The organism is Pseudomonas sp. IT-196MI5 (assembly GCF_949767415.1).
Classification (GTDB): Bacteria; Pseudomonadota; Gammaproteobacteria; order Pseudomonadales; family Pseudomonadaceae; genus Aquipseudomonas.
This window is the reverse complement of the sequence record NZ_CATKPZ010000005.1, coordinates 96,132-120,328: the sequence shown is the minus strand read 5'-3', so window position 1 is coordinate 120,328 and position 24,197 is coordinate 96,132. Positions and strand designations below refer to the sequence as shown.

Below are 24,197 nucleotides of genomic sequence, written 5' to 3'. Positions count from 1 at the left end.
TCACCTGAGTTTATACAGCTGAAAATCAAGCTCTGTAACCAAGGCGTTTTGACACGGCAGCCTTGCATCAGAAATTGGAGATAGCGGTGTGCCAGTCTCTTCGCTGGTCTACACCAACATCATAGGAAATACCGTCCTGCCCGTAGTGGAAGCGGATGCCCATCGCGTTGCCGATTGCGCCCGTCGCCAGTCGATGCCCTTTCGTCTTGAGTGCGCGAACGACCTCCTCCGGCATTGAGCTCTCGACACGCATCTCATCCTTGTCTTCGATATAGGCAACCTTTGGAGCATCAATTGCTTCCTGCATCGTCATGCCCCGATCAATGGCGTTGATCGCCACTTGCGCTGCATTCTGCGGGATTGTGTGGCCACCGGGCGTTCCCAGTGCAGCCCATGGGCGCCCCTCACGCATGATGATCATGGGTGAATTGCTGCTCAGCTTGTATTTGCCAGCGACCGGATCCATCGGGTTCCCCTTTGGCTCGAAGGTAGAGAATGCCATTGAGTTGTTAAGCCATATTCCTGTGCCCTCTACCATGATCTTGCTGCCGAACCCGTTACCTAGCGTTTGAGTGGCACTCACTACGTTGCCCCATCTGTCCGCAATGACGAAGTGGGTCGTGTTTTCGTGCTCGCTACCAGGCTCAAGGGTAAACTCGGAACTGCGCTCAAGGTCGATAGACTTTTTCACTTGGCGAAAGTTGTCAGCAGTGAGTATTTCATTTCGAATGGCGAGTTGCGCCTCAGGCATTCCTGAATGGGTCAGCCGCACAGCCACGGATTTCTTCTGCGCCTCGGCGAGAGTGTGAAAATAGGAGGGTGAACCGTAATCGATTTGGCCAAAGTTGAACTGCTCCATCACGCCCATAATGAACAGGGAAGTAAAGCCGTTGCCTGGAACCCCCATTGTGGAAACGTTGTAGCCCTTGTACGTGATTTCGGAAGGGGCCCACCATTCCGCCTTATCACTTCGCAAGTCTTCCAGTGAAAGGAAGCCACCCGAATCTTTCATCTCCTGATCAATCCTGCGCGCAATCTCACCTTCATAAAAAGCTTTTGGACCTTCCTGAGCGATGACTCTCAGGGAAGCCCCCAAGTCCACTTGCCTGAGCGTATTGCCGGGCTGAAGCGGCTTTCCTCCTTGCCCGTAGAAGCTACGCGCGTAGTCCGAGAAATTATCGTAATTGTCAGCTATCAACTGGGCAGAATAAGAACTTAACTGATACCCCTGTTCCGCATGCTGTATCGCGCTGGTAAACAGCTTTTCCCAAGGAACGGCACCGTAACTTCGATGCAGTTCGTACCACGAGTTGACATTACCTGGAGTGGAGACAGATTTCGCACCCAGCCGGTTATTCTTATAACCTTCGACAGGGGGGCGCATAAAATCCGAGTTTGTTTTTTTCGGAAACTTCCCACTACCATTCAGGTAACGAATCTGTTTATGTTTCGCATCAAAAATAAGAATGGAACCGTAGCCACCGATACCAGACATCATCGGCTCGACCACATTCAACGTCGAAGCTACCGCCACCGCCGCATCAAAAGCGTTTCCGCCATTCTTGAGGACACTCATCCCGGCCTCTGCCGCCAGTGGATGGCCTGCCGCGACCGCACCAACACTCTTCTCGCCAGCGAGAACGGAAACAGGTGCTAGAAAAAGCAACCCGGAAAGTAAAACTTTAAATTTGTTGAAAAGCATCAATCGTCCCCCTACAACAATATATTTTCTCGAATTGCAGCCGATGGACTATCAGATGTCGCACCCATGGATTTATCGACTGTCCAGCGGTTGCGGGATACGCATTTCAACTGACCAGGTTCTTTTTTTCAAACCTGATTTGATACTGAATGTTCAACTCACAAAATTAAAAACTGCAGACATATTTAAATACAATAAACTGCAAGAGTCTCTTGATCGAAATTTTTAATTACCAGATAAAACAACGACAGAATCACAGCCGGCATACTCAGCGAAAAGATCAATATCCGTCCGCTTGTTTAAAAAGCAAACGCCCCGAACCAGTCGGGGCGTTTGCTTGAGGCAGCTTCATTGAGTTTTCAACGAGGCGGGGCTTTCCCTCTACCTCATTTTGCCGACATTAGTGTTGCAGAGCCTTCTTCTGCGTGCCGTTGATCGGGATGCGCTTGGCTTTCGCCTCTTCCGGTACCACTCGCAGCAGGTCGATGCTCAACAGACCGTTGCTCAGCCCGGCAGCCTTGATCTCGATGTGGTCCGCCAGCCGGAAGGACAGTTTGAAGGCACGTTGCGCAATGCCCTGATACAGATAAGTGACGTCTTCGTTCGCATCGCGTTTACCGCCACTGATCGTCAGCACACCCTTCTCGACTTCGAGCTCCAGATCTTCTTCCTGGAAACCTGCCGCGGCAATGACGATGCGGTATAGATCGTCGCCGTGTTTCTCCACGTTATAGGGTGGATAGCTGCTGCCTGGCTCGTTACGCAGGGCGGTCTCGAACAGGTCGTTGAAACGGTCGAAACCTACCGAGGAACGGAACAGTGGGGCCAGGGATAATGTAGTAGCCATGATTCAAATCTCCTGAAAACAATCAGCAAGGTTTTTTGTCTCCGCGACCCGAATTCGGCATCGCGTAATCCTTAGATAGGGACCGCTGATTGCATTTCAAGAGATTTTTTTCAGCTTTTTTTTAAAAATTTCAGGCCGCTTCCGCCACGGGCAGACCCAGCAAATGCGAGACATTATTCAGCTCGGTCTCACGGCGCAGCAGGGTGAAAAGCTCTACCGCCTCGGGATAATTGCGGGTCAGCATCGCCAGCCATTGCTTCAGGCGACCCGGCGATTGACGCGGCGTCATCTGCGCCTTGGCTTGCAGCCAGAAGTCCTGGATCAGTGGCAGCAACTCGGTCCAGGTCATCTCGACCACCTCCTCCCCGGCCCGCGCCGCGGCGATCTGCCGGGCGAGATCCGGGCGCGACACCAGGCCACGACCGAGCATGATGTCCTCCACGCCGCTGATCTCGCGGCAACGCCGCCAGTCTTCGACGCTCCAGATATCACCATTGGCGAACACCGGCACCTTGACCACATCCTGCACGCGAGGGATCCACTCCCAGTGCGCCGGCGGCTTGTAGCCGTCGACCTTGGTCCGCGCGTGCACCACGATGTGCTCGGCGCCGCCTTCAGCCAGGGCCGTGGCACACACCAGCGAACCGTCCGGGCTGTCGAAACCCAGGCGCATCTTGGCGGTGACCGGAATATGCGCGGGGACGGCGCGACGGACGTGTTCGACGATCTGGTTGAGCAGCTCGGGTTCCTTGAGCAGTACCGCGCCACCACGGGATTTGTTGACGGTCTTGGCTGGGCAGCCGAAGTTCAGATCGATCACTTCGGAACCCAGCTCGCAGGCCAGCGCGGCATTTTCCGCCAGGCACACCGGATCGGAACCGAGCAGTTGCACACGCAGCGGCACACCGGAGGCCGTCCGGGCACCGTTGAGCAACTCCGGGCCGAACTTGTGGAAATAGGCAGGTGTGAGCAACTGGTCGTTGACCCGAATGAACTCGGTCACGCACCAGTCAATACCACCCACGCGGGTCAGCACATCGCGCAGGATGTCGTCGACCAACCCCTCCATGGGCGCCAAGGCAATTTGCATGAAAAACACACTCGAGGAAAAACGTGCGGCAGTTTACTGGATTGCGCGAGAAACCGCAGATCCCTTGTGGGAGCGAGCCTGCTCGCGAAAGCAGTCTGTCAGATACATTGATGCTGGATTTGCCGCCGCCTTCGCGAGCAGGCTCGCTCCCACATGAGATCAGGGTTGCACCAACTCCTGCACCTGAATCGCCGGGCCATAGCCCTCGATGAACTCCGCCGGCATGCGCTTGGGTTTGCCGCTCGACAGCTCGATGCAGACGAAGGTGGTTTGCGCGCGCAGCAAGGTCGAATTGTCGCCGGGTCGCTTCAACTGGAAATGCCGGGTCATTCTCAGACGCTGATCCCAATCGACAATCCAGGTCGCCAATTGCAACTCATCGCCTTCATAGGCTGCCGCCAGGTAATCGATCTCGTGGCGCACCACTGCCATCGCCCGGTCCAGCCGCCGGTATTCGACCAGGTCCAGGCCAAGGCGTTGGGAGTGGCGCCAGGCACAGCGTTCGAGCCAGGTCACGTAGGCCGCGTTGTTCGCGTGCCCCAACCCGTCAATGTCCTCGGCGTCCACTTGCAGATCAATGATAAATGGCGTTTCCCGATCCCAGCCCATGCCCGACTCCCTGGTCAGATAATTTCGACCAGGGCAGTGTAACGGATGCTCAAGCGGATTGGCGCGACTGCAGACGGCGACCGGCCAGCAGTGATAACACGCCATCAATCACCCGAGGGTCAGCCAGCACACGCTGATGCCCACCCTCTTGCAGGCGCAGCAAACGGCTGTCGAACCAGGCTTCGTGGATCAGCTGAGACTCCTTGACCGAGACCATGTTGTCATCTTCGGCGTGGACGATCAGGCCAGGCATATCCAGCTGATAGTGAGCGACATCCAGCGTTGCGGCGCGCATGCCGACGTCTTGCTCGACCTGGCGAATGAATGCCGAACGGGCTTTCGGTGGCAGTCCGACGTAGCGGGCGAATCCACGCAACACCCCCAGAATCCGCGCCGGGGCGGCGATGCTGACCAGGGTTTCCGTGCGCAGGCCCAACTGCACCGCCAGCATGGCGCTGGCGCCCCCCATGGAGTGGCCGATGACCGCTTGCAGTGGCGGCAATTCGGCGGCGGCTTCAAGCATGGCACGCGCAAAGAGCACCACATTCGCCTCGCTGCCCGGCGAGCGGCCGTGAGCCGGACCATCCAGCGCGACCACGGAGTAACCGGCATCGACCAACGCCGTGATCAGGCTGGCAAACTGCGTTGGCCGCCCTTCCCAACCGTGCATCAGCAACACGGCCGGGCCTTGCCCCCAACGCAACGCCGAGAGGCCGAAACGCAAGGTGATCCGCTCGGACTTCGCCAACAGCGGCAGTTCCCAGTCACGGGGCGGCAGATCCCGCGGTGTCATGAAGGCCAGTCGCATTTTGCTAGCGACCAGTTTCGGGGCAAACCAGCCCAAGGTGCCATTAACGCCACGAACCCACTTTAACGCGCTCATCGCATTCTCCTCAGGCCGCAGCCTTCAGGTCAACGCACTGCCGATTTGGCGGCACGCAGTAATCGATCGGACAACTCTCCCGGCCCCAGCGCCCGCGCCAAAGCCAACCCACCCACCATCAAGGCCATGTCGGCCAGGGCTTTTTCGGTTTCTTCAGGACTGGCCGCCAACTGCGCAACCATCATTTCGATGTGTTCATTCAATGCAATACGAAACGCGTCCGGCAGCCGTCCCAGTTCACCGACCGATGCCGGGATCGGGCACGCCGATTCGGAGGAATCACGGTGCTTGCGCGACAGGTAAAAGGCTGCCACCAGAGTGCGGCGCTCTTCGCCGGTCAACTGCGCGTCCATGTCGGCAATCAGGTCGCGGCGGTGACCGAGCAATTGCTTGAACGCCTCCAGCATCATCGCGTCCTTGCTTTCGAAGTGTGCGTAGAAGCCGCCGACCGTCAGGCCCGCCGCGCCCATCACCTCGCCCACGCTTGGCTCGGCCGGGCCGCGCTGAATCAACGCTGCGCTGGCAGCCTTGAGGATGCGTTCGCGGGTTTGAGCTTTTTTATCGTTCATCGTTGCCTCCGAATATTACGATTGAAATATTATTCTCATAATAAATTTTAGCAAGCCATGGGGGTGACCGCTGGTCTGAAGAACTGTTTTTTTGGAAATGGAGGAATTTAGCCAAACGCCAGACAAACAAAAGGGCCATTCAATAATTGAATGACCCTTATAAATCCCGCAGAGCGGGTAATCGTGGCGTCCCCTAGGGGACTCGAACCCCTGTTACCGCCGTGAAAGGGCGGTGTCCTAGGCCACTAGACGAAGGGGACACAAACCCTTCTATACAACTGATCAGTGCTGAGTGCTGATCGATTCAAGGCCGGTGTGGCCAGACCTTGAACTGTAAAATTGGTGGAGCTAAGCGGGATCGAACCGCTGACCTCCTGCATGCCATGCAGGCGCTCTCCCAGCTGAGCTATAGCCCCGGATTTTTCGCCTCGCGGCGGAGCGACATCTTGCAACATCGCTTCTGTAAAACTGGCGTCCCCTAGGGGACTCGAACCCCTGTTACCGCCGTGAAAGGGCGGTGTCCTAGGCCACTAGACGAAGGGGACGCAAACCCTTCTATACAACTGATCAACGCTGAGTGTTGATCGCTTCAACGCCGGTGTGGCCAGGCCTTGAAGTGTAAATTGGTGGAGCTAGACGGGATCGAACCGTCGACCTCTTGCATGCCATGCAAGCGCTCTCCCAGCTGAGCTATAGCCCCTCATCGTTGATGTCATCGCTGAGGACGGGGCGAATCTTAAGGGCGTATCGAATGTCTGTCAAACTTATTTTTCAAAAAATTTAAAGTTTTTTGCCGACATAACAATCACTTACCGCCCTCGCCCCGGAAAATCGGAGTTTCCCCCAACTGTAGGAGCTGGCTTGCCAGCGAAGACGACCGCAAGATCGATGCAAGCTTCGAGGCCGCCTTCGCCGGCAAGCCGGCTCCTACAGAGTCACGCATGGCTTATCAGGCGATAGCGCCCAACAGCTTTTCCCACTCCTTGTTTTCTTTCTTCGACACGCCGCCCAGCAGATCGATCGCCTGGCGCAGACGGAAACGGGTCAGGTCCGGCCCGAGGATTTCCATCGCATCGAGCACCGACACCGAGCTGGCCTGGCCGGTGATCGCGGCGAACATCAGCGGCATGGCGTCACGCAGCTTCAACTCCAGGGACTCGACCACCGCTTGAATGGTCGCGGTGATGCTGTCCTTCTCCCACTGACGCAGGCTTTCGAGCTTCCACAGGATCAACTGCATCAACTGGCGGACCTGATCGCCCGACAGCTTCTTCGATTCGAACAGTTTGACATCCGGATTCACGCCACCGGCAAAGAAGAACCCGGCCAGCGGTGCCACCTGGCTGAAGGTTTCGACGCGGCCCTGCACGTGCGGCGCGATCTTCATCATGTATTCGGAATTGAACGCCCACTTCTGCACGCGCGCGGCGAACTCCTCCACCGGCAGGTCACGCAGCCACTGGCCGTTGAGCCACGACAGTTTCTCGATGTCGAAGATCGGCCCGCCGAGGGACACGCGCTTCAGATCGAAGTTGTCGACCATTTCCTGCAACGAGAACTTCTCGCGCTCGTCCGGCATCGACCAGCCCATGCGGCCCAGGTAATTGAGCATCGCTTCGGGCATGAAGCCCATGCGCTCGTAGAACGTCACCGAAGTCGGGTTCTTGCGCTTGGACAGCTTGCTCTTGTCCGGGTTACGCAGCAGCGGCATGTAGCACAGCTCCGGTTGTTCCCAGCCGAAGTACTCGTAAAGCAGGATCAGCTTCGGTGCCGATGGCAGCCACTCTTCGCCGCGCAATACATGGGTGATGCCCATCAGGTGATCGTCGACCACGTTGGCCAGGAAGTACGTCGGCAGGCCGTCGGTCTTCATCAGGACTTGCATGTCCATGCGGTCCCACGGGATTTCAACGTCGCCGCGCAGCATGTCCGGCACCACGCAGACGCCTTCGCTCGGCACCTTCATGCGGATAACGTGCGGCTCACCAGCCGCCAGGCGACGGGCGACTTCTTCCTTGGACAGCAGCAGCGCGCGGCCGTCGTAGCGCGGGGTTTCGCCACGGGCCATCTGCTCGGCGCGCATCTGGTCCAGTTCTTCGGCGGTGCAGAAGCACGGGAACGCATGGCCCAGGTCGACCAGTTGCTGGCAATACTTCTGATAAATATCGCCGCGCTCGCTTTGACGGTATGGACCGTGCGGGCCACCGACGTCAGGGCCTTCGCTCCATTCGATGCCGAGCCAGCGCAAGGCGTCGAAAATCTGCTGTTCGGACTCGCGGGTCGAACGCAGTTGATCGGTGTCTTCGATCCGCAGGATGAACTCACCGCCGTGCTGCTTGGCAAAGCAGTAGTTGAACAAGGCGATGTAAGCGGTACCTACGTGGGGATCCCCGGTAGGCGATGGCGCGATGCGAGTGCGGACGGTGGTCATGGCATGTCTCGAAAAGAAAAAAAGCAAAGTTCAAACAAGGCGCGAATGGTAACAGGCGACACCCGCCCGGCTCCAGCGAACAGGGCATTTAAGCCAAGGTTGCGGCTGTAACGCCTGTATGCCGTGGATATCGGCCGACGGCATTTACCGTTTATCGGCTGTATGCCAGATTCACCTGCCGATAACTTCCCTTACAATTTCTCGACTACAGTTTTCCTCATGCCTGCCCAACTCAAGCGTCGCCTCTTCACCTTCCTGCTGATGGTCCTGTTGATTGCGGGGGGCCTGTTTGCCCAGTGGTTCTTCAAGGGGCGCTTTTATGAAAGCACCGACAACGCTTATGTCCAGGGCGAGATCACCCGTGTGTCGAGCCAATTGGGCGCGCGCATCGATCAGGTGCTGGTGCAGGACAACCAGCATGTCGAGAAAGGCCAGTTGCTGGTCAAACTCGAAGGCGACGACTTCCGCCTCGCTGTCGACCGCGCCAATGCCGTGCTGGCCACCCGCCAGGCCGAGCGCCTGCAAGCCCAGAGCAAACTGACCCAGCAGGCCAGCCTGATTGCCGCCAGCGAAGCGCAAGTCGCGTCCAGCCAGGCCAGCCTGGGCCGTTCGCAGATCGACCTGACCCGCGCCGAGACCTTGCGCAAACCCGGCTATGTCTCGGAAGAACGGGTGACCACCCTCTCCGCCGAATCCCACATCGCCCGCTCGCAAGTGGCCAAGGCCCAGGCCGACGCACAAAGTCAGCGCCAGCAGGTCAATGCACTGACCGCCGAGATCAAACGCCTCGACGCACAGATTGCCAACGCCGAAACCGATCGGGCCCAGGCCGAACTGAACCTCACCCGCAGCGAAATCCATGCGCCCATCAGCGGCCTGATCGGCCAGCGCGCTGCACGCAATGGCCAGTACGTGCAGGCCGGCGCTTACCTGCTGTCGATCGTGCCCGATGAAGACATCTGGATTCAGGCCAACTTCAAGGAAACCCAGATCGGCCACATGCAGCCCGGCCAGAAAGCCGAGCTGACCTTCGACGCCTACAGCGACACCCCGATCGAAGGCCGGGTCGACAGCCTGTTCGCCGCCTCGGGCGCGCAGTTCAGCCTGTTGCCGCCGGACAATGCCACCGGCAACTTCACCAAGGTCGTGCAGCGGATCCCGGTAAAACTGACCTTCGCCGCCGACAACCCGCTGCGCGGCAAGATCCGCCCGGGCATGTCAGTGACCGCCAAGGTGAACATCAAGGACGCCCCTGAGGACGTCACCAGCAAAGTGAGCAGCAAAGACGCCGCTGACAATGGCCGGTGATCAACTGATCCGCCCGGTCGGCGAACCGACCCGGCGCGACTGGATCGCGGTGATGAGCGTGATGCTCGGCGCCTTCATGGCGGTGCTCGACATCCAGATCACCAACTCCTCGCTCAAGGACATCCAGGGCGCGCTGTCGGCGACCCTGGAAGAAGGTTCGTGGATTTCCACCTCGTACCTGGTGGCGGAAATCATCATGATTCCGCTCACCGCCTGGCTCGTGCAGTTGCTGTCGGCGCGACGCCTGGCCGTGTGGGTGTCCCTCGGGTTTCTCGCGGCCTCCCTGCTCTGCTCCATGGCCTGGAGCCTGGAAAGCATGATCATGTTTCGCGCCTTGCAGGGCTTTACCGGCGGCGCGCTGATTCCGCTCGCGTTCACCCTGACTCTGATCAAACTCCCGGAACACCACCGCGCCAAGGGCATGGCCATGTTCGCCATGACCGCCACCTTCGCCCCCTCCATCGGCCCGACCCTCGGCGGCTGGCTGACGGAAAACTGGGGCTGGGAATACATCTTCTACATCAACATCCCGCCCGGCCTGATCATGATCGCCGGCCTGATGTACGGCCTGGAGAAGAAAGAAGCGCACTGGGAATTGCTGAAAAGCACCGACTACGCCGGCATTCTCACCCTCGGCGTCGGGCTCGGTTGCTTGCAAGTGTTTCTGGAGGAAGGCCATCGCAAGGACTGGCTGGAGTCGAACCTGATCGTGACCCTGGGCAGCATCGCACTGGTCAGCCTGATCACCTTTGTGATCGTGCAGTTTTCCAAACCCAATCCGCTGATCAACCTTGGCATCCTCGGCAACCGCAACTTCGGTTTATCCAGCATTTCCAGCGTCGGAATGGGAGTCGGGTTGTACGGATCGATCTACCTGCTGCCGCTGTACCTGGCGCAGATCCAGAACTACAACGCCTTGCAGATTGGCGAAGTGATCATGTGGATGGGCGTGCCGCAGCTGTTTCTGATCCCGCTGGTGCCCAAGCTGATGAAGTTCGTCTCGCCGAAATGGCTGTGCACGCTGGGCTTCGGGCTGTTCGGGTTGGCGAGCTTCTCTTCGGGCGTGCTGAACCCGGACTTTGCCGGGCCGCAGTTCAATCAGATCCAGATCATCCGCGCCCTGGGACAGCCGCTGATCATGGTCACCATCTCGCTGATCGCTACTGCCTACATCCTGCCCCAGGATGCGGGATCGGCCTCGAGCCTGTTCAACATCCTGCGCAACCTCGGCGGCGCCATCGGCATCGCCCTGCTCGCCACCCTGCTGGATGCGCGGACCAAGGTTTACTTTGACTACCTGCGTGAGTCGATCGTGCCGAGCAATCCGCAGGTGGCCGAGCGCATTGCCTCGCTGACCGACCGACTGGGCAGTGAAACGGCGGCACTGGGCAAACTCAGCGAAATTGCGCATCAACAGGCGTCGATCATGGCCTATAACGATGCGTTTCATTTTGTCGGGATTGCGCTGGGGATCAGCATGCTGGCGGTGTTGCTGACCAGGAAATTGCCGGTGGGGTTGAAGGCTGGGGAAGCGCACTGAGACCGAGTTGCCCCAATCGCGAGCAGGCTCACTCCTACAGGGATCACATTGAACCCTGTAGGAGTGAGCCTGCTCGCGATGAGGCCAGTTCAGGCACTAAAGATCAAACAGTCAGTAGGCGCTCGCGCAACTTGGTAATCTCGTCGCGCATCTGCGCCGCCGCTTCGAACTCCAGGTCGCGGGCAAGCTGATACATCTTCTCTTCCAGGGCCTTGATACGCTTGGCGATCTCGCCCGGCGAGCGCAATTCCGCTTCGTACCTGGCGTTTTCCTCGGCGGCCTTGGCCATTCCTTTGCGCTTCTTGCTGCGCGAACCGGGTACGGTGGCGCCCTCCATGATGTCGGCGACGTCCTTGAACACGCCTTTGGGGGTAATGCCATTGGCCAGGTTGAAGGCGATCTGCTTGTCGCGGCGGCGCTCGGTTTCGCCGATGGCGCGCTCCATCGAGCCTGTGATCCGGTCGGCATACAGAATCGCCCGACCATTGAGGTTACGCGCCGCCCGGCCGATGGTCTGGATCAGCGAGCGCTCGGAACGCAGGAAACCCTCCTTGTCGGCATCGAGGATCGCCACCAGCGAGACTTCCGGCATGTCCAGACCTTCACGCAACAGGTTGATCCCCACCAGCACATCGAAAGTACCGAGACGCAGATCGCGGATGATCTCGACCCGCTCCACGGTGTCGATGTCCGAGTGCAGATAGCGCACGCGCACGCCGTGGTCGGCCAGGTAATCGGTCAAGTCTTCAGCCATGCGCTTGGTCAACGTGGTGACCAGTACCCGCTCTTCAACCGCGACGCGCTTGGTGATTTCCGACAGCAAGTCGTCGACCTGGGTCAGTGCCGGGCGGATCTCGATTTGTGGGTCCACCAGCCCGGTCGGGCGCACCACCATGTCAATGACGCGCCCGGCGTGCTCGGCTTCATAGTTGCCTGGCGTCGCCGAGACGAAAATCGTCTGTGGGCTGATGCTTTCCCACTCATCGAAACGCATCGGCCGGTTGTCCAGGGCCGAAGGCAGGCGGAAACCGTATTCCACCAGCGTCTCTTTACGCGAGCGGTCGCCCTTGTACATGGCGCCAACCTGCGGAACGCTGACGTGGGACTCGTCGATCACCAGCAAGGCATCGGCCGGCAGGTAATCGTAAAGGGTTGGTGGCGCCGCGCCGGCTTCGCGGCCGGACAGATAGCGCGAGTAGTTTTCGATGCCGTTGCAGTAACCCAGTTCGAGGATCATCTCCAGGTCGAAACGGGTGCGCTGCTCCAGGCGTTGGGCTTCCACCAGTTTGTTGTTGGAGCGCAGGTATTCCAGGCGCTCCTGCAACTCGACCTTGATCCCTTCGACCGCGCCCATCAGGGTTTCCCGTGGCGTCACGTAGTGGCTCTTGGGGTAGAAGGTGAAGCGCGGCAGTTTGCGAATGACTTCGCCGGTCAGCGGATCGAACGCCGACAGGCTTTCCACCTCATCGTCGAACAGCTCGATGCGGATCGCTTCGAAATCGGATTCCGCCGGGTGGATATCGATCACGTCGCCACGCACCCGAAAGGTCGCGCGGGCAAAATCCATGTCGTTGCGGGTGTATTGCAGGTCGGCCAGGCGACGCAGCAATTCGCGTTGATCGAGCCGGTCGCCGCGGTCCACGTGCAACACCATCTTCAAATAGGTTTCCGGACTGCCCAGACCGTAGATGCAGGACACCGTGGTGACGATGATCGCGTCCTTGCGCTCGAGCAATGCCTTGGTCGCCGACAGACGCATCTGCTCGATGTGGTCGTTGATCGACGCATCCTTCTCGATGAAGGTGTCCGAGGACGGCACGTAGGCTTCCGGCTGGTAGTAGTCGTAGTAGGAAACGAAATACTCCACCGCGTTGTTCGGGAAGAACGCCTTGAACTCACCGTACAACTGCGCCGCCAGGGTCTTGTTCGGCGCCAGCACCAGGGTCGGGCGCTGCACCTGGGCGATCACGTTGGCGATGCTGAAGGTCTTGCCCGAGCCGGTCACACCGAGCAGCGTCTGGTGCGCCAGCCCGGCTTCGATGCCCTCGACCATCAGGCGGATGGCTTCCGGCTGATCGCCGGCGGGCTCGAAGCGGGTGACTAGCTGGAATTCAGACATGAAATACCTCTGGATCACTCTTGCCGGCAAAACCGGCACGAACGAAAAAGACCGCAAACGACCGATGTCGCCCGAGGAAAAAACTGGATTGTGCTCAATGTGGAGCCGATTGCCAGCGCTTTCAAGGCAAACGTCCTACATCCGGTAAAGCCTGCGACACGATCAATCGATTAACGGTCGAAAAATAATCGGAAAAACTTAACCGAAAAGCCGAATCGCCTGTCGCCAGCAATCGCCGATGGCCTCTATACTAGCTCCCCGTTTGTGCACCGCTCTAGTGCATTCGGCTGGAGCGCGACACGTCCCTCCACTCTCCATTCAGAGCCGCCGCAATAATGAGCCTGTTCTCCGCTGTCGAAATGGCACCACGCGATCCAATCCTGGGCCTCAACGAAGCATTCAACGCCGATACCCGTACCAACAAGGTCAACCTGGGGGTCGGTGTTTACTGCAACGAGGAGGGGCGAATTCCACTCCTGCGCGCCGTTGTCGAAGCCGAAACCATTCGCGCCGCTCAACACGTTTCCCGTGGCTACCTGCCAATCGACGGTATCGCCGCCTACGACCACGCCGTGCAGAAATTGCTGTTCGGCAATGACTCGCCGCTGATCGCCGCTGGCCGCGTCATCACCACCCAGGCCGTTGGCGGTACCGGCGCTCTGAAAATCGGTGCCGATTTCCTCAAGCAACTGTTGCCGAACGCCGTTGTGGCAATCAGCGATCCGAGCTGGGAAAACCACCGCGCGCTGTTCGAAACCGCGGGTTTCCCGGTGCAGAACTACCGCTACTACGACGCCGCGACCCACGACGTGAATCGCACCGGCATGCTGGAAGACCTGAAGGCGCTGCCAAACGGCTCGATCATCGTGCTGCACGCCTGCTGCCATAACCCGACTGGCGTGGACCTGAGCCCGGCCGACTGGAAAAACGTCCTGGAAGTCGTTAAAGCCAAAGGCCACGTGCCATTCCTCGACATGGCGTACCAAGGTTTCGGCGATGGCATCGACGAGGACGCCGCTGCCGTGCGTCTGTTCGCCGAGTCGGGCCTGACCTTCTTCGCCTCCAGCTCGTTCTCCAAATCGTTCTCGCTGTACGGCGAGCGCGTCGGTGCCCTGTCGATCGTCAGCGAATCGAAAGAAGAAAGCGCGCGCGTGCTGTCGCAAGTCAAACGCGTGATCCGCACCAACTACTCCAACCCGCCGACCCACGGTGCCAGCGTTGTCGCTGCAGTGCTGAACAGCCCGGAACTGCGCGCCCAGTGGGAGGCCGAACTGGCCGAAATGCGTCTGCGCATTCGTGGCATGCGTACCCAGATGGTCGACCTGCTGGCACAAAAAGCGCCTCAGCGCGATTTCAGCTTCGTCGGTCGTCAGTGCGGCATGTTCTCGTACTCCGGCTTGAGCGTTGAGCAGGTTCACCGCTTGCGCAACGAGTTCGGCATCTACGCCCTGGACACCGGCCGCATCTGCGTGGCCGCGCTGAACCAGAGCAACATCAAGGCCGTTACGGATGCCATCGTTCAGGTGATCTGAATCGCGTCGTGATACAAAAAACGGGAAGCCATGGGGCTTCCCGTTTTTTATTTGTCGCAGATAAATCTCAAAGCACGGGCTCAGCCCTCTAAACTCCACACAATCCAAAATGTAGGAGCGAGCCTGCTCGCGATAGCGATGTACCAGTCACCATTGATGGTGAATGTGCTATTGCCATCGCGAGCAGGCTCGCTCCTACAGGTTTTGTGTACACCCTGGAATTCCTGCGAGAACCCACATGAAAAACGATGACCTTCGCGCTGACCGCGATGACCTGGATGACCTGGATGACCTGGATCACTTCACCCCCCGCGCCCCGACAAAACGCGGCAACAACCTGGTGATGCAAGTGGCCGCCGGTGTGTTTCTCGGCGGCCTGGCCCTGTGGCTGGTGCAATTGGGTGCCACGGCGCTCTACGCTAAACTGATGGTTGCCACGATTACCTTCGGCGGTTAAGCCAGCTCGGTCGCACGCTGACTGACCGCATCGTCATAGGCGACGTAGAGCGATTCGGCGACCTGACCCTTGATCGCCTTGGTGCTTTCCAGGCCGAGGACAAACCCTTCGGCCTTGCCGCCAGCGCGGTTCAATGCTTCAGCGGTGCCGGCCTGAGTGATGGCGTCGAACAACTTTTCGGCGTGGGGGCCGACACCTTTGGGCAGGCTGATCTGAGAGATGCTCATGGGCGCCCCTCATAGTGTCGAGGTGTGAGGGTCAAATGATTCATGGCGCATACCTTTTCGGCGAATGGCCGGCAGCGCGTGTCACCACTTCCGGGCGGCCATGGTAGACCTCTGGGGCGATCCTGGTAACCGCCAATCGCCGCTAAACCACCGCCCATCCCGCTGATTCGCTCCAATTGTTATTCGATGCTTGACTTCTCTTTTTGAATCAGTAAGATACGCGCCATTCCGCGATAGCTCAGTTGGTAGAGCAAGTGACTGTTAATCACTGGGTCCCTGGTTCGAGTCCAGGTCGTGGAGCCAGACAAGGTTCCAGAGAAGGCTTTCAAAATCTCTGAAACCCCCGAAAACCCGCCTTCTGGCGGGTTTTTTCGTTTTGGCGTTCTGTCGGATTCCGGTGGATACCAGCCATTTTAAGGGTAGAGTTTGGGATAAAGGTCAGTTCGATAAAAGGGAGTACCCTTATGTCGCGCACTACTGCTCCACTCTCCGACGCCGCTTGCCGTTCGGCCAAGCCCACAGACCGCGCCTACAAGCTTTTCGACGGCGACGGCCTTTACCTTCTAGTCCAACCCAATGGCCGCAAAGGCTGGCGTCTCAGATACGTCAAACCTGATGGCCGGGAAGGACTGACCTCATTCGGCAACTACCCCATCGTTGGCCTCGCGGATGCGCGCCGCAAGCGCTTGGAGGTCAAGCGAATGCTGGCGGATGGCATTGACCCTATAGGAGCCAAGAACCAAGCCAAGACGGACGCTCTGATCAAAGGCCGCACCTTTGAAAGCGTTGCCCTCGGCTGGCACATGGAAATGTCAGCCAAGTGGGCACCGGACTATTCCAAGACAGTGATGAGTCGCCTCAAAACTCATCTCTTCCCGCTGATCGGCGCCCGCGCCATTGTCGACCTTGATACCCACGACCTTATGCGGCCCCTGGACGCGATTAAGAAGCGCGGAACGATAGACATTGCTTTAAGGGTACAAAACTACCTGCAGAGCATCATGCGCGAGGCAAAGCGCCTCCGGCTTATCACCGTAAACCCTGCTTACGACCTCGTAGGCTCGATCAAAGCCTCGCGGGTCGTCCACCGCCCCGCCTTATCCTTATCGCGCTTGCCTGAATTGCAGGAACGGATCGACACCTATAAAGGCCGCGCACTTACCCGGCTGACGGTCTTGCTGTCGCTGCACGTGTTTGTACGCTCCAGCGAGCTGCGCTTCGCCCGCTGGAGCGAGTTCGACCTCAAACGTGGCGTCTGGGAAATACCCGACACGCGACCAGCGTTGGAAGGCGTACCCTTTTCCACAAGGGGTACGAAGATGGCAGGCGATATCCATCTTGTACCCTTATCGCCGCAAGCGATCGCCCTGCTCGAGCAGATCAACGCAATCACAGGCAAATTTGACTTGGTGTTCGCAGGCGATACCAAGTCTTGGAAACCAATGTCCGAAAACACGGTGAACAGCGCGCTTCGGAAGATGGGGTACGACACCAAATCCGAGATCTGTGGGCATGGGTTTCGTTCGATGGCCTGCAGCGCACTGATCGAGTCAGGTTTGTGGACGGACACAGCCATCGAGCGGCAGATGAGCCACAAGGAACGCAACAACGTCCGCGCCGCTTACATCCACAAGGCCGAGTTCATCGAGGAGCGCAGGCTGATCATGAACTGGTGGAGTCGCTACCTTGAGGCTAATCAGCAGAAGCATGTCAGCCCACGCGAATTCGCCAATGAGACGGGTGCGAATGTCACTCGCCTAAAAGCAAAACGTGGCGCAACTGAGTAAGCGCTCGGTCCTCATATCTCAGTGATCCGCTTGTCCACGCGGGTCCATGCAAGCAGGGCTGCAAAGCCGCCCTACTTGCATGGACCTCACTTAAAAAATCTAAAGCCAACGCAACTATCTGTGGAAAACCACGGTTTTCCATTAGTGGATAATTTCATCCACAGCCGCAGAACTCCCAAAAATTCGAGCATTGACCCGAACTCTTCACAGGCGTAGAAAAGTTCGGGCAAAGCGCTGTCGTTGACAGCAACCCAGGTAGCCAGAACCTTTAAGGCTACGCCACACCGTGGTGGTTCTCCCAAAGTGCGATTAGCGTCCGGCGGCTCGCACAGTCACAGCGATGTGATGGATGCCTACTTACCAGCGTACCCACTGCGGCAACTCACTCCCTTTCATAGCTGCTCTGCAGCAACCTATCCGCTTGGCCATTTCCTTGCGCCAACCTGCGCCCGTCTCTTTCCTCCGGAAAGAGACGGGCGCTCCTACCACTGCTGCAGCCCAACTCGTACAAGGCTTTGCGGCATTTCCCCTCGTGACAATCGGCGTGACAAACACCGAAGTCACCAGCAACAGCGATGCAGATGATGGTGCCGCAGTCCACGGAATGGACTGCACCTGACTGACAGTCAGGTATGCCCCGGTCATCGCATAGCTGCCTTCACCCAACTCAGGATCTCGCGGCGCCGGTCTCGTCAGCCAGTGCAGCCTCCACCCGCCCACCGCTATCGGTGCTCAGGAGGCCAGATTATGAGATGCCCAAGCTCCCGGTCGTAAGGAGCCGCCAGTCCCGCGTTAGTGGACAAACCTCACAGGTCGCAGGGGCCTTGATCCCTGATAACACTCAACATTCTTGGCGGGATGACGTGGGGAAGGTTTTCAGAGCTTGGCTTCGAGAGGAGTTTGATCATGGCATTGGTAGGCAGACGGGATGGGCGGAATTTTGGCTATGGCCGGCAATTGAGCTATGCCGGGCCGCAAGCGCTGAAAGATCTGTTTGGCGGTGGGCATTACGGGACGGTCAAAGCGCACAGTGATCGCTGGCAGGCGTTTGTACGGTGGTGTCGGTCGGAAGATGGGCCAGGGTATAACGATGCTCGGCAGATAGATCGGCAGACCTTGTTGGACTATGCCGGACATCTGCGGCAGCAAGTTGAACAAGGGGCTATCTGCATCGCCACCGCGCAAAACCGGTTGTCCAGCGTGAACCGAACGATGGCGGCGCTTCGCGGTGATCAATATGTGAAAGTACCGAGTCCGAGCAAGGCGCTGGGAATGCAGCGCACCAGTGTTCGTCGCTCGGTACCGCAAGGCCAGGACCGCGAACACGTGCAGCAGATCGTCGGGGTGCTTTGCGAACACCAGCAGCCGCGCGCCGCGGCCATCGCTCAGTTGGCGCGAGCCACCGGCATGCGCTTGCGCGAGGCCACTTTGGCCGACCTACCGCGCCTAAAACGTGAGGCCGAACACTACGGCAAGATCAACATCCAGGATGGCACCAAAGGGGGCCGCTCAGGTGCCTCGGCACCTCGCTGGATCAGGGTGGATGATCATACTCACGAAGCGCTGAGATTCGCCGAACAGGTCTCACCCGACGGCAGCCGCAACCTGCTTGCCCCGAACGAAAGCTACCTCGATTTCCAACGAGTAGTTGTCCGGCCCGCCCGAGATATCCTCCACACGCACAAACTCAAAGGCTTCCACGAACTGCGCGCGGCCTATGCGTGCGAACGTTATGAGCAGATCACCCATCATCAAGCCCCCATCAACGGAGGTAGGTGCTACCAGCTCCACCGATACCTCGATGGGGAAGCCCGCACACAAATCAGCTATGAGCTGGGGCACGGGCGTATCGACGTAGTGTCGGCTTACATTGGTGGTCAAGCATGAGCAGGGCATTCGATATGGAGCTTTTCCTAGCGGGCTTCCTGACCGGAGCGCATGCCACACGCCAACGCCATCTTCGTCAGGCGAAGGCTATCCAAACAGCAATCGCTGAACGCTGGCAACGCGACAATCCATGGACTTGGCAGTAAAAGCATCTCACATGGTTCCTAAATCACCATGTGTACCAGCACGCTGAATCGACGCGCTACTACTATCTGCTGACCGTGCACTTACTTGCTCATCGCCTAGGAAAGGCCTGGCAGTTCAACCGTCAGGCGAAGGTCAACAACCGGCCGAGGTTGTGTAAAAACGTTTTTGAGCGCGACAGGTACTCAAAAACAGACTGGAAATCGCGCATCTACTCGAAACCCAGATGTGCTGACGTGCCGATAAATTTCAGATTTAACATAGACTCGCACACTTCAATTTGGTGAAGCTTTTTACACACTTTTGGCCAAAAGCTGCCGTTAGGTCACTGTTACTAATCGCTCCAATCTGCCCCAAGGTATTGTCCATACGCAACTGTCATCCTGCACTTGTGAATGCTGTAGGCACGCATTCCTACAAGCACTATCCGATGGAAAACTCGTAAGCATTCAAGGTAAGGAAGTTACGGCGCGCGGAGCATCTCCTTGAGCACCGTAATGAACTCCAGAGCGACCTGGGATGGTTCTTCCTGGATTGGAAGTAATAACGCAATTTGGTACTTGATGGCCGGAAAGAAAGGTTTCGTCACCAAATTCTTTGTGAATGGGAGGCTCACGACAGGGTCGATGATGCCCACCCCCATCCCGCAGCACACCAGCTCACAGGCCGTTGAGAAAAACTCGGTTTCAGCTACTACATTCCAAGCTGCCTCATAGTCGGAAAAGGCAGTGGCCATTTGCTGATAAATCGGGTCACCTTTAAAAAGCGATATAAAGGGTACACCGTCAAGGTCGGTGGGTGTAATGACGTCCAGTTTGGACAGTGGATGATCCATCGGCATCATGCATTGGCATTCGTATGAAATCACCTCCATGTTTGATGACGGATAGTCGAGTGGCAGTTCGGCAATGGCGAGATCAAATTGCTGCGTGGACATAAGTTCGCGTATCGTCTGGGAATTGCGCGTGATGATTTTTATCTGAAGGCCAGGACGCTCTTTTGCGAAGTTGGCGATCAAGCGCGGCAGTACGTTAATGGAGACACTGGCATAAGCGGCGATAGCCAAATGTCCTCGTTTGCCCGTCCGAATTTCCTTTGCGATGCGCGTTGTTCTTTCTACCGCCTCCAATGCTCTCTCAGTTTCGACAAAAAACAGGCGAGCTTCCGGTGTCGGGTGCAGTCGCCCCCCTTTTCGGACAAATAATGACAAACCCGTTTCGTGTTCCAGGGTCGCGATAGTGGTGCTTATAGCCGGCTGAGATACTCTGAGCAGCTCTGCCGCTCGGGTCATTGTGCCGTGAATCATCAGAGTTCTGAAGCACTCAAGCTGACGTATACGCATCTCAACCTCTTGCTAATGTCTCGCGCAATGGCCGCGGAGGACAACGATTTCTCAAGATGCCTCCGGCAGTAGGAACTCATACCGAACCGCTCTCGAAATCCCTTCCACCACATCATCTACAAGTAGCTTCCCCTTCTGAGCCGTCGAGCCCTTAGCCGATGACAGAACACCACTTTCTGGAACCCACTCAATCCGCGTCGGGTAAATATCGTAAACGGGGAATTCTGCAGGTCCGTGTTCCGGGATTTTATCCAGCGCCACCATATCCGGGTGATAGTGCAGCATCATCGAGGTTTCGATGACGGCGGCATGTTCAAGGGCAATACCTGGGAAGCCATTGGGGAATATCGTTGCCAGAGTCGATGCGTTGACGAACTCCCAGTGCTCCAGGCGCATGACTTCCAATCCGGTGTCGGACCCAATGTCGCGCAGCGCCAGCTCAATGCCTTCGGTGACGAACCACTGGTTCTCGTAATGGCCGATAACCAAGACCAATCGTTTGACGCCATGGCGATGAAACTCTTTGACGGCATCGCGAACTATAGCCGTCAGCGTCGCCCCGTCGACACTAGTGGTACCGCAGAAATGCTGCCCGCCGCCACACTTGGGCTGCGATTTATAACCGTAGGACAGCGCGGGAGCGACGATACCATTTATAGCAAGTGCAACGTCCTCACTGATCGCGCTGGCCAGCAAAGCATCCGTGCCAAGTGGCAGATGCGGACCATGTTGCTCGGTAGCGCCGCAGGGCAGAAAGACAACCGCACCAGCCTTGACCCGATTTTCGTATTCAATCCAGCTCATGTTGTCCATGCGCACGTTGTTCATGGTGAAATCTCCAGAAGCATCAGAGGCAATTCCGGTGCGCCTGCCAGGCACACCGGAAATGGATATCAGCCGCGCGCGGGGTACCACTCGTCCGGCTCTGGGTATACCCAGTCATCGGGGAAGGCATAGGTTTCGAAAACGGTGGTTGTGTCCGCTTCAGTGCCAAAGAAAGCAAAGTGGTTACGACCCAACCAGGAACCAGACTGCACGCATTTGAAGCCACGACGCTCCAGTTCAGCGATTCGATCCTCGAACGGGATGTTGTTGCAGTCATAGGCAACGTGCTGAATGCCCTCTCCATGCTTTTCCAGGAAGTCGGCGAAGATGGTTGGGCCCGAGACCGGCTCCATCAATTCCCACACCATGTTGCCGCTCTGGGCAAAACAGACCGTGAGAACAAACTCCGCAGGCTGTCCGTGATAGGTCTGATTCTCGGTGTTTTTAGGGCTGAAGGTATAAACGCGCCAAGGCCCGATACCGAGTTTAAGGAGTCCGTCCATGGTACGTTTATGGTCAGCCGTGACGATTGCTATCTCCACGACGTTGCCCAGAAACGGGTCGACCTCAGCGCCGTCGGTCAGTGCGTTGAGCACGTTGTTCTGTAGTAGGGTGGACATGGGTTACCTCAATGTCGGATGGGAACAGAGGTATTTAAGCGGCGGGGCAAACTAAGCGAAATCGAGTAATTCTCAAGCGAGGTTGAGAAAATCTTTTTCTTCAGGTCGACCTAATAAGCAGATCCGTGACTTGAGATAAATTGCACTCATGCAAAAAAAATATCGAATGTGATACCTCCCGGGGTCATGGCCCACTTCGCCTCTACGGTAGGGAAAGTACCTGCCGTCCATTGAGGAATGTGCCATGACCCATCTTCTACACATCGATGCCAGCGCCCGGGGCGAACGATCCCTAAGCCGAAAGCTGTCCAGAGCATTTATCCATGCGTGGATTGAGGCCGATCCGAACGCCCAAGTGATTGCGCGCGATATCGGAGCCAACCCTCCGCCCTTCATGACCGAAGACTGGATCGGCGCTGTTTTCACTCCAGAAGAAGATCTCACCGTCGTGCAACGTGAACGGATCCAGCTGTCCGACGAGTTGATCGATGAGATTGATCGTGCCGATGTGATTGTCATTGGTAGCCCCATGTACAACTATGGAATGCCTGCCGCATTGAAAGCCTGGTTCGATCAAGTGATCCGAATCGGCAAGACGTTCACATTCGACCTGGCGCGCGGCGACTTCCCGCTGGAGCCGATCATGAGCGGCAAAACCTTGGTAATCTTGAGTTCACGGGGTGAATTCGGCTTCGGTGCGGGCGGCATCCGCGAAAAAATGAATCATCTGGAAACGCATATTCAAACATGCGCTCATTATCTTGGCGTCGAACAGACCCACGTCATCACCATCGACTTTCAGGAGTTTAACGACGCGCGTCACGAAGTCTCGATTGCCGAAGCTTTCGAGGCAATTCAGCAACTGGTGGGTGAGTTGGTGCATTGCCATGAATAATTCTGAGAACAGGATGGAAACGGTCGTAGAGACCCTGAAAAAACTGCACGACGGAAGCATCAGCGCAACTCAGTTGGTGCAAGCCGCCTTTATCCAAGCGCGGGAGGCCGACTCAGTATTCATCTCGCTGCTCGAAGAATCGGCATTGGCAATGGCCCATGACTCCGATATTCGACGCCAGCATGGGCAACCCTTGAGTCCGCTCGACGGGTTGCCGCTGGCAATCAAGGATCTGTTCGACATCGAAGGCACCGTGACCACCGCAGGTTCCACCACCCGAAGCGCAATCGCGCCAGCCACACGGGACGCTGCTGTAATAGAAAAACTTCGAGCCCTTGGCGTGGTGTTCATTGGCAAGACTAACCTCAGCGAATTTGCCTACTCTGGACTCGGGCTAAATTCGTACTATGGTACGCCCACAGCACTGTTCGCGAACTGTGATCCTCGAGCGCCAGGTGGTTCATCATCGGGATCGGCCATCGCGGTCCAGCGAGGGATTGTGACTGCGGCCCTGGCCACGGACACAGCCGGGTCAATTCGTGTGCCGGCCGCGTTCAATGGGCTAGTCGGTTTTAAGACATCCACCAGTCGACATGACATGAGCGGTGTCCATCCGCTGGCCGTGACTCTCGACAGCCTCGGCCCCATCGCCCAAACAGTGGAAGATTGCAGGTTGCTGGACAATGCAATGCGTGGCCTCTCAGACTCTCCCACCAGCGCTGTCGACCTGAGCGAAGTGCGCTTCATCGTCGACACCAAAGTCTTGCAAGACCCTCGACTCCAACCTGCAGTAGCACGCAATCTCGAACGCGTCATGGACATCCTGCACCAATGCGGAGCTCAAATAGAAAGGCGCCCGGTGCGCGCCGTCGAGCGTGCTCGGGAGCTGATTTCGTCGGTGGGCTGGCTCGGGGCGATCGAGGCCTGGAAGCTATTAATTGCCGTGGTTGAAGGGCCTGATGCAGAGCGCATGGATCGCCAGATCAGAACCCGCCTGTTGAAGGCACGGGACCTAACCGTCGAAAAAGAAGTTCAGCTACGCGTTGTTCGTCAGCAGTTGATCGCAGACATGGCCGAGGAACTGGGTGATTCCATTCTGGTACTGCCTACGGTATTCCATGTGGCGCCTGCCTTGGCACCGCTGGAAGCTGACGACGCGTTGTTCGCTCAACTCAATCTGGACACGCTGGCAATCACCATGGTCGGCAGTCTGCTGGACATGCCTGGCGTCGCGATGCCTTCGGGCGTCAATGAATCAGACCTGCCGACCTCCATCCTGTTCTCCAGCATTACCGGGAAAGACGATCGCTTGCTAGACATCTGCTGCGCCATCGAACGCGCGCTTTGATCACCCCGGCTCGGCATCACAACCACGATGCCGAG

General features: G+C 57.7%; 20 protein-coding genes, 5 tRNA genes and 1 pseudogene. 10 read left to right on the top strand and 16 right to left on the bottom strand.

What is annotated here, in order from left to right; genetic code table 11:
- Positions 1-67: 67 nt before the first annotated feature.
- From ggt to gltX, 11 genes are all read right to left on the bottom strand, one after another.
- Positions 68-1,702, bottom strand: a complete 1,635-nt coding sequence (ggt, locus tag ACM6IK_RS03940; protein ID WP_414873236.1) for a gamma-glutamyltransferase — start codon at positions 1,700-1,702, stop codon at positions 68-70.
- Between the two features lie 400 nt (positions 1,703-2,102).
- Positions 2,103-2,549 carry an Hsp20 family protein gene (locus ACM6IK_RS03935; protein WP_414873235.1) on the bottom strand — a complete coding sequence of 149 codons (447 nt, stop codon included), beginning with the start codon at positions 2,547-2,549 and terminating at the stop codon, positions 2,103-2,105.
- A gap of 130 nt (positions 2,550-2,679) precedes the next feature.
- A complete protein-coding gene (locus tag ACM6IK_RS03930; RefSeq protein ID WP_414873234.1) occupies positions 2,680-3,639 on the bottom strand; it encodes a tRNA dihydrouridine synthase in 960 nt (319 codons plus the stop codon).
- A 159-nt stretch (positions 3,640-3,798) separates the two neighbouring features.
- Positions 3,799-4,248, bottom strand: a complete 450-nt coding sequence (locus ACM6IK_RS03925; RefSeq protein WP_414873233.1) for an acyl-CoA thioesterase — start codon at positions 4,246-4,248, stop codon at positions 3,799-3,801.
- 49 nt (positions 4,249-4,297) lie between these two features.
- Complete coding sequence (locus ACM6IK_RS03920) at positions 4,298-5,131, bottom strand: alpha/beta fold hydrolase (protein WP_414873232.1); 834 nt, start codon at positions 5,129-5,131, stop codon at positions 4,298-4,300.
- Positions 5,132-5,160: 29 nt separating this feature from the next.
- Complete coding sequence (locus ACM6IK_RS03915) at positions 5,161-5,700, bottom strand: TetR/AcrR family transcriptional regulator (RefSeq protein ID WP_414873231.1); 540 nt, start codon at positions 5,698-5,700, stop codon at positions 5,161-5,163.
- Positions 5,701-5,884: 184 nt separating this feature from the next.
- Positions 5,885-5,960: transfer RNA gene (locus tag ACM6IK_RS03910), tRNA-Glu, on the bottom strand.
- A gap of 80 nt (positions 5,961-6,040) precedes the next feature.
- Positions 6,041-6,116 (bottom strand) — tRNA-Ala (locus tag ACM6IK_RS03905).
- Positions 6,117-6,169: 53 nt separating this feature from the next.
- Positions 6,170-6,245 (bottom strand) — tRNA-Glu (locus ACM6IK_RS03900).
- Positions 6,246-6,324: 79 nt separating this feature from the next.
- Positions 6,325-6,400, bottom strand: a tRNA-Ala gene (locus ACM6IK_RS03895).
- 249 nt (positions 6,401-6,649) lie between these two features.
- Positions 6,650-8,131, bottom strand: coding sequence for a glutamate--tRNA ligase (gltX, locus tag ACM6IK_RS03890; protein ID WP_108217797.1), 1,482 nt, complete (start codon positions 8,129-8,131; stop codon positions 6,650-6,652).
- Between the two features lie 219 nt (positions 8,132-8,350).
- Between gltX and ACM6IK_RS03885 the strand changes: the two genes are divergently transcribed.
- The gene (locus ACM6IK_RS03885; RefSeq protein WP_414873230.1) at positions 8,351-9,439 is read left to right on the top strand and encodes an HlyD family secretion protein; all 1,089 of its coding nucleotides are present in this window, start codon (positions 8,351-8,353) and stop codon (positions 9,437-9,439) included.
- 49 nt (positions 9,440-9,488) lie between these two features.
- A complete protein-coding gene (locus tag ACM6IK_RS03880; protein ID WP_414873262.1) occupies positions 9,489-10,979 on the top strand; it encodes an MDR family MFS transporter in 1,491 nt (496 codons plus the stop codon).
- A 103-nt stretch (positions 10,980-11,082) separates the two neighbouring features.
- On the opposite strand, the gene uvrB is transcribed toward ACM6IK_RS03880, so the two are convergent.
- The gene (gene uvrB / locus ACM6IK_RS03875) at positions 11,083-13,098 is read right to left on the bottom strand and encodes an excinuclease ABC subunit UvrB (protein ID WP_414873229.1); all 2,016 of its coding nucleotides are present in this window, start codon (positions 13,096-13,098) and stop codon (positions 11,083-11,085) included.
- A 335-nt stretch (positions 13,099-13,433) separates the two neighbouring features.
- Between uvrB and ACM6IK_RS03870 the strand changes: the two genes are divergently transcribed.
- Both ACM6IK_RS03870 and ACM6IK_RS03865 read left to right on the top strand, forming a co-directional pair.
- Complete coding sequence (locus tag ACM6IK_RS03870; RefSeq protein WP_414873228.1) at positions 13,434-14,630, top strand: amino acid aminotransferase; 1,197 nt, start codon at positions 13,434-13,436, stop codon at positions 14,628-14,630.
- Positions 14,631-14,868: 238 nt separating this feature from the next.
- Positions 14,869-15,087, top strand: coding sequence for a hypothetical protein (locus ACM6IK_RS03865; protein ID WP_414873227.1), 219 nt, complete (start codon positions 14,869-14,871; stop codon positions 15,085-15,087).
- Here the strand turns inward: ACM6IK_RS03865 and ACM6IK_RS03860 are convergent.
- On the bottom strand, positions 15,084-15,314 hold the full coding sequence (locus ACM6IK_RS03860; RefSeq protein ID WP_414873226.1) for a hypothetical protein: 231 nt from the start codon (positions 15,312-15,314) through the stop codon (positions 15,084-15,086). The two genes, ACM6IK_RS03865 and ACM6IK_RS03860, sit on opposite strands and share 4 nt — an antisense overlap.
- Positions 15,315-15,541: 227 nt before the next feature.
- Between ACM6IK_RS03860 and ACM6IK_RS03855 the strand changes: the two genes are divergently transcribed.
- The 4 genes and pseudogenes from ACM6IK_RS03855 to ACM6IK_RS03840 all read left to right on the top strand — a co-directional run.
- A tRNA-Asn gene (locus ACM6IK_RS03855) sits at positions 15,542-15,617 on the top strand.
- 161 nt (positions 15,618-15,778) lie between these two features.
- The gene (locus tag ACM6IK_RS03850; RefSeq protein WP_414873225.1) at positions 15,779-17,101 is read left to right on the top strand and encodes a tyrosine-type recombinase/integrase; all 1,323 of its coding nucleotides are present in this window, start codon (positions 15,779-15,781) and stop codon (positions 17,099-17,101) included.
- A 906-nt stretch (positions 17,102-18,007) separates the two neighbouring features.
- Positions 18,008-18,988 carry an integrase domain-containing protein gene (locus tag ACM6IK_RS03845; RefSeq protein WP_414873224.1) on the top strand — a complete coding sequence of 327 codons (981 nt, stop codon included), beginning with the start codon at positions 18,008-18,010 and terminating at the stop codon, positions 18,986-18,988.
- Positions 18,985-19,254: pseudogene (locus tag ACM6IK_RS03840) on the top strand (hypothetical protein); the annotation flags it as partial. The gene ACM6IK_RS03845 and the pseudogene ACM6IK_RS03840, both read left to right, overlap by 4 nt.
- 341 nt (positions 19,255-19,595) lie before the next feature.
- Here the strand turns inward: ACM6IK_RS03840 and ACM6IK_RS03835 are convergent.
- The 3 genes from ACM6IK_RS03835 to ACM6IK_RS03825 all read right to left on the bottom strand — a co-directional run bounded on the left by ACM6IK_RS03835 (position 19,596) and on the right by ACM6IK_RS03825 (position 21,919).
- Positions 19,596-20,474 carry a LysR substrate-binding domain-containing protein gene (locus tag ACM6IK_RS03835; protein WP_046026913.1) on the bottom strand — a complete coding sequence of 293 codons (879 nt, stop codon included), beginning with the start codon at positions 20,472-20,474 and terminating at the stop codon, positions 19,596-19,598.
- Positions 20,475-20,525: 51 nt separating this feature from the next.
- Positions 20,526-21,302: a creatininase gene (locus ACM6IK_RS03830; protein ID WP_414873223.1), complete on the bottom strand. Its 777-nt coding sequence runs from the start codon at positions 21,300-21,302 to the stop codon at positions 20,526-20,528.
- Between the two features lie 65 nt (positions 21,303-21,367).
- A complete protein-coding gene (locus ACM6IK_RS03825; RefSeq protein ID WP_052961850.1) occupies positions 21,368-21,919 on the bottom strand; it encodes a VOC family protein in 552 nt (183 codons plus the stop codon).
- A gap of 244 nt (positions 21,920-22,163) precedes the next feature.
- Between ACM6IK_RS03825 and ACM6IK_RS03820 the strand changes: the two genes are divergently transcribed.
- Positions 22,164-22,814: an FMN-dependent NADH-azoreductase gene (locus tag ACM6IK_RS03820; protein WP_414873222.1), complete on the top strand. Its 651-nt coding sequence runs from the start codon at positions 22,164-22,166 to the stop codon at positions 22,812-22,814.
- Positions 22,807-24,162, top strand: a complete 1,356-nt coding sequence (locus ACM6IK_RS03815) for an amidase family protein (protein ID WP_414873221.1) — start codon at positions 22,807-22,809, stop codon at positions 24,160-24,162. The genes ACM6IK_RS03820 and ACM6IK_RS03815 overlap by 8 nt, the downstream gene beginning before the upstream one ends.
- Positions 24,163-24,197 lie beyond the last annotated feature (35 nt).

Bases quoted from the DNA above. Each gene is read 5' to 3' on its own strand.
- ACM6IK_RS03870 (WP_414873228.1), top strand. From the start codon at position 13,434: ATGAGCCTGTTCTCCGCTGTCGAAATGGCACCACGCGATCCAATCCTG.
- ACM6IK_RS03935 (WP_414873235.1), bottom strand. From the start codon at position 2,549: ATGGCTACTACATTATCCCTGGCCCCACTGTTCCGTTCCTCGGTAGGT.
- ACM6IK_RS03820 (WP_414873222.1), top strand. From the start codon at position 22,164: ATGACCCATCTTCTACACATCGATGCCAGCGCCCGGGGCGAACGATCC.
- ACM6IK_RS03885 (WP_414873230.1), top strand. From the start codon at position 8,351: ATGCCTGCCCAACTCAAGCGTCGCCTCTTCACCTTCCTGCTGATGGTC.
- ACM6IK_RS03850 (WP_414873225.1), top strand. From the start codon at position 15,779: ATGTCGCGCACTACTGCTCCACTCTCCGACGCCGCTTGCCGTTCGGCC.
- ACM6IK_RS03930 (WP_414873234.1), bottom strand. From the start codon at position 3,639: ATGCAAATTGCCTTGGCGCCCATGGAGGGGTTGGTCGACGACATCCTG.
- ACM6IK_RS03845 (WP_414873224.1), top strand. From the start codon at position 18,008: ATGGCATTGGTAGGCAGACGGGATGGGCGGAATTTTGGCTATGGCCGG.
- ACM6IK_RS03830 (WP_414873223.1), bottom strand. From the start codon at position 21,302: ATGAACAACGTGCGCATGGACAACATGAGCTGGATTGAATACGAAAAT.
- ACM6IK_RS03835 (WP_046026913.1), bottom strand. From the start codon at position 20,474: ATGCGTATACGTCAGCTTGAGTGCTTCAGAACTCTGATGATTCACGGC.
- uvrB (WP_414873229.1), bottom strand. From the start codon at position 13,098: ATGTCTGAATTCCAGCTAGTCACCCGCTTCGAGCCCGCCGGCGATCAG.
- ACM6IK_RS03860 (WP_414873226.1), bottom strand. From the start codon at position 15,314: ATGAGCATCTCTCAGATCAGCCTGCCCAAAGGTGTCGGCCCCCACGCC.
- ACM6IK_RS03925 (WP_414873233.1), bottom strand. From the start codon at position 4,248: ATGGGCTGGGATCGGGAAACGCCATTTATCATTGATCTGCAAGTGGAC.
- ggt (WP_414873236.1), bottom strand. From the start codon at position 1,702: ATGCTTTTCAACAAATTTAAAGTTTTACTTTCCGGGTTGCTTTTTCTA.
- ACM6IK_RS03825 (WP_052961850.1), bottom strand. From the start codon at position 21,919: ATGTCCACCCTACTACAGAACAACGTGCTCAACGCACTGACCGACGGC.
- ACM6IK_RS03915 (WP_414873231.1), bottom strand. From the start codon at position 5,700: ATGAACGATAAAAAAGCTCAAACCCGCGAACGCATCCTCAAGGCTGCC.
- ACM6IK_RS03920 (WP_414873232.1), bottom strand. From the start codon at position 5,131: ATGAGCGCGTTAAAGTGGGTTCGTGGCGTTAATGGCACCTTGGGCTGG.
- gltX (WP_108217797.1), bottom strand. From the start codon at position 8,131: ATGACCACCGTCCGCACTCGCATCGCGCCATCGCCTACCGGGGATCCC.
- ACM6IK_RS03815 (WP_414873221.1), top strand. From the start codon at position 22,807: ATGAATAATTCTGAGAACAGGATGGAAACGGTCGTAGAGACCCTGAAA.
- ACM6IK_RS03865 (WP_414873227.1), top strand. From the start codon at position 14,869: ATGAAAAACGATGACCTTCGCGCTGACCGCGATGACCTGGATGACCTG.